Source organism: Pseudoalteromonas sp. PS5 (assembly GCF_004103255.1).
GTDB lineage: Bacteria > Pseudomonadota > Gammaproteobacteria > Enterobacterales > Alteromonadaceae > Pseudoalteromonas > Pseudoalteromonas peptidolytica.
In genome coordinates this window covers 1-3753 of sequence record NZ_RCSQ01000049.1, presented here as the reverse complement: position 1 = coordinate 3753, position 3753 = coordinate 1, and the positions used below count along the sequence as shown (strand labels likewise).

Sequence of the window (3753 nt, the reverse complement as noted above, 5' to 3'; positions counted from 1 at the left end):
CAGGCTTGTGCTCCTTCGTCGCAAATTTTAGCCTGCTATTTTGTGCCGTTTACGGCAAGCGTTAGGTGCACTTGGAAATACGGAGTTTAGTTTTAATTTTTGTACTTTTATCAGGTTGCGCAACAAAACCAAATGGCTGCAGTTTCGATCTGAAAGCTTGGGAAAAACCACTTGAGTTACCAGCTTCGTTAAACACAGATTTTAAAGCAGACATTAAAAATTGGCATAAAGCTGATAATGGTGATTTATTCTACTGCAAAAGTTATATCGCAGAAGATATTTGTGGTGCTGAGTTTGAAATTCATTTCAAACAGCAAAACGGTACATATAAGTCCGAGGAAATAATGTGTATGCAATAGCACACCTAACAAACAGTTCAAAAGCGGACAAACTTAGGAGTATTTGTGAATAGATCAATAACCCGAGCCATATCATTGATATTTACAGTTTCATTAATGACAGTTTTAGCTTCCTGTAAAAATTATGATGCCACTAATTTTGAGTCAAATACGAAAGCTGAGATCATTGAATTTATTGATGGAAATGTTGGGCAGGTGGTTTCAATTTCTATTGTAGATTCAGAAAATACTTACCAATATCATTTAGGGGTATTAAGTAATGGGGATACTCCCAATAACCAAACAGTATACGAAATTGGCTCTTTAACCAAAACTTATACAGGCTTAGTTGTTGCTAAAGCTATTCTCGACGGAAAAGTTGAGCTTGATAATGATATCCGTCATTACCTCAAAAGTAATGAATACAAAAATTTGGAGCTGTCCAACCAATATATAACTTTACGACATCTTATGACTCATACTAGTGGGCTTCCACAGGGTTTTGCTTACAGTCGCGAAGATATTGAGCAAGGCACATATTTTGAAAAAATATCAAAATATTCCAGAGACAACTTTTTTGATGATCTCAAAAAAGTGAAACTTAACTCTATTCCTGGTGAGGAATATCAATATTCAAACTCCGGTACTGATTTAGTTGCATATATTTTGGAGTCTGTTTACCAAAAGCCTTTTGAATTGCTCGTTTCTGAAATAATTACAACTAAGTCTGGAGAGCTGGACACGAAATTTAGAGGTACTAACTTTAAGCCGGGTGAAATTACTGTAGGAACGGATGAAAATGGTGATCAAATGCCTTTGGCCAGTGGATATTGGTTTGCTAGTGGCGGGTTAACTTCAAACGTTGAGTCAATCACTCGTTATATGCAACATCAACTATCCTCAGAACCCGAAGTGGCTACTTCTCATCAACTTCTCGATGAGAGTTGGACGGGGCATGGTACGGCATTTTATTGGTACACAAATAAGTATGATTCGAATGAACAAATGTTATACCAAAGCGGTGGCTCAATGGGCACGTCTAGTTGGCTTACCATTTACCCGAAGAAAAACATCGGTATCTTCATCGTAACAAACTTCGCAGGTAGCAATACTCAACCAGAATTAGAAGCAATTTCAGATAAGATTTTTGACCATTTAACAGCATATAACAAAGCCTTAAAGTCGGATTCGTAACAGTTGGCTCGGTTCCGCTTCACTACACATTTTAGCTAACGATTACTCACCGCTTAAGGCGGCGAAATTGCAACGGGATTAAGGTAGTAAATTGCTATTGAATGGACGAAATCGACTTGTGTGGCTATCAGATTTGTTTAACCTCTAACAGTCAAGCCTAGCTTACTACAAGTCAAGACTTATTGACATTACACCAAAAACAAGGTCGTAAACTTTATCTTCATATAAATTTATGCTGCTATACTGCTTTTTTAATTAAGCAGTGCAATTGCGTCTGTATATACATTGTTTTTACACTTTTCCTCATTGATGACGCACGCCAGTAAAGCAACGTGCAACTTCTGTTGTTTTATATCCAGTTTCCAACAACCAGTGCCGAAATCGCAGCTCGCCATGATGAAGAAAATATCGAATGCTTTCTCCATAACCCACCAACTTGGTTACGTAAGTTATAGTATTAGATAAAGGTATACCACCGCATAATGCAATTGTTCTGGTAATAAGCCGTCTCTCTTCTATAACCCACTAAGCTAGATTCAAAAGGCAGACAAAAATAGGAACGTTCCAACGAATCACTTGTGACTTTCTTGTAACACTGTGTAGAATCAAAGTGAAAATAAACTGGAGTATCACTTGTGAGCGAATTAAATACAAAGCAAACCTTCGTCACAAGCGCGAACGCCGAGAATAACAATTATCGACTTCCGCTTATTGCAATGACAACACTATTCTTCTTATGGGGATTTATCACCGTATTAAATGATGTGCTTATTCCCAGATTGAAGGGAGTTTTTGACCTTAGTTATACTGAAGCCATGCTTATTCAATTTTGTTTTTTTAGTGCCTATTTTATAATCTCGTTACCAGCAGGGCATTTGGTAAAACGGTTCGGATATAAAAATGGAGTGATGACAGGGTTAATCGTCGCATCGCTCGGGTGCATGATGTTCTACCCCGCAGTGGTGGTCCATGAATATTGGATTTTCCTATCTGCATTATTTGTACTTGCATCAGGGATCACTATTTTGCAAGTGTCTGCAAACCCCTATGTGGCAGCTTTAGGCGATCCTAAGACAGCATCAAGTAGATTAAATCTTGCACAAGCACTTAATGCGTTAGGTACAACTGTTGGACCCATTGTTGGTGGCTTTTTATTATTTGGAACCGCAGGAACATTAACAGTGGAAGCCGCTGCAAACGCAGATTCTGTGAAGATCCCTTATTTAATTTTGGCCGCAGCGTTACTAAGCATTGCCATCGTATTTGCATTCCTGAAGCTGCCAATTATTGCAGAGCACACTGAAGCCGTAGATTGTAAAGCAAAAAACCACAAACTTATCCAAGCGCCACATCTTGTCATGGGTGTGTTTGCTATTTTTAGCTATGTAGGTGCTGAAGTTGCGATAGGTAGCTTTTTAGTGAATTATTTCGCACAGCCTGAAATAGCAGGGTTAAAGGAGCATGCAGCAGCTAAGCTCATTGGTTATTACTGGGGCGGTGCAATGGTTGGACGTTTTATTGGTTCAGCGGTATTAAAAACAGTTGCCCCATCTAAAGCCGTAGCATTTAATGCGGTGGTCATTATTTTGTTGCTTGCACTGACAATGAGTACACAAGGCAATATCGCAATGATTGCTGTATTAGCGATTGGTCTATTTAACTCAATTATGTTCCCAACGATTTTTTCTATGGCCATCGAAGGGCTTGGCTCATTGACCAGTAAAGGTTCTGGTTGGCTGTGTCTAGCGATAGTAGGGGGCGCAATTGTGCCTTTATTACAGGGCGTAGTCGCTGATAATTTCCACATTCAAATTAGCTTTATCGTACCTTTGGTATTTTATGTCTACATCGCATGGTATGGTCTAAATGTTATCAAGCTCTCTCAGAAATGGCAGACAAGACTAAATTAATACAGCCTAGCCTAATTTTTTAAGACCCCTTAACAATTAGGTTAAGGGTAAAGGTGAGCTGCGCTATGCTCACCTTTTTATTTTCCCCTCCAATCATCATAGTGACTGAATACGTATTCATAGCCGCAATTCTCGGTAACCTGTAGGAACGTTCCAAAAAATCATAATCGTTTTATGAATAGGCTAGATATCTGTTCTTAAATCTAAACTTAGCGAATTTACTGCCGATAAACAAAGACAAGTCTTAGGATTTTTGATAAAAATGGTGCTATCGGAATTAATACCAATTTGCTTAATTAAGTGATCTATTT

General features: G+C 38.5%; 4 protein-coding genes. 3 read left to right on the top strand and 1 reads right to left on the bottom strand.

Annotation, left to right across the window (positions count from 1 at the left end; translation table 11 throughout):
• Window positions 1-71: 71 nt before the first annotated feature.
• Together D9603_RS06915 and D9603_RS06910 are read left to right on the top strand one after the other, a co-directional pair.
• Window positions 72-359, top strand: a complete 288-nt coding sequence (locus D9603_RS06915) for a hypothetical protein (RefSeq protein WP_128730763.1) — start codon at window positions 72-74, stop codon at window positions 357-359.
• 45 nt (window positions 360-404) lie between these two features.
• Window positions 405-1532: a serine hydrolase domain-containing protein gene (locus tag D9603_RS06910; RefSeq protein ID WP_128730762.1), complete on the top strand. Its 1128-nt coding sequence runs from the start codon at window positions 405-407 to the stop codon at window positions 1530-1532.
• A gap of 251 nt (window positions 1533-1783) precedes the next feature.
• Here D9603_RS06910 and D9603_RS21610 read toward each other — a convergent pair whose 3' ends face one another.
• Window positions 1784-1957, bottom strand: coding sequence for a hypothetical protein (locus D9603_RS21610; protein ID WP_161972726.1), 174 nt, complete (start codon window positions 1955-1957; stop codon window positions 1784-1786).
• Between the two features lie 210 nt (window positions 1958-2167).
• Here D9603_RS21610 and D9603_RS06905 point away from each other — a divergent pair, with 210 nt between their 5' ends.
• The gene (locus D9603_RS06905) at window positions 2168-3442 is read left to right on the top strand and encodes a sugar MFS transporter (RefSeq protein WP_128730761.1); all 1275 of its coding nucleotides are present in this window, start codon (window positions 2168-2170) and stop codon (window positions 3440-3442) included.
• Window positions 3443-3753 lie beyond the last annotated feature (311 nt).

Coding starts and splice junctions, on each gene's coding strand:
- D9603_RS21610 (WP_161972726.1), bottom strand. CDS start 1,957: ATGGAGAAAGCATTCGATATTTTCTTCATCATGGCGAGCTGCGATTTC.